The 487-nt window shown below is 66.7% G+C and carries 1 protein-coding gene; it reads right to left on the bottom strand.

The annotated features are described in order from the left end of the window. The coding region (locus RM844_RS32245) for a GNAT family N-acetyltransferase (RefSeq protein WP_311670999.1) at positions 1-487 on the bottom strand (487 nt) is incomplete at both ends.

Below are 487 nucleotides of genomic sequence, written 5' to 3' on the forward strand. Positions count from 1 at the left end.
GCTGAACAGCGTTGTGGCCTCTGCCATCGAGAGCGTGCCCGGCGTGTGTACGGGTACGCCCAGCCGCATGAGCGGATCCGCCTCGGCGATCGGCAGATGCTTGACCAAGTCGATCGAGGTGCCCTCCAGCAGCCGACGCCCCAGGTCCGGTTCCTCGGTGGCGGTCAGGTTTGCCAGGTCGATGGGCTCCGGTAGCCGGGGGTGGTCGACTTCCAGCCGCGCCACCATCGCGTCCAGCACCGACTTGGCCTCGGGGCTGACCAGGTCGCGCAGATCCTGGGCCCGCATTTTGATCTGGTCCAGCGCGCCCTGGAGGTGAGAGAGATCAGGACCCCAGGTGAATCCGCGACGCGCCCACGCATTGCTGCCCTGCCAGTCGGAGACCAGCTCGATCCGGTCCACACCACAGCGCACGAAGTAACGCTCCAACTCCGACGTCAACGCCTTCGAGAACCCGTGGCCGCGGTACTGTCCGCTGTCGATGCTC

Origin of the sequence: Streptomyces chisholmiae (genome assembly GCF_031845445.1) — a bacterium.
Classification (GTDB): domain Bacteria; phylum Actinomycetota; class Actinomycetes; order Streptomycetales; family Streptomycetaceae; genus Streptomyces; species Streptomyces chisholmiae.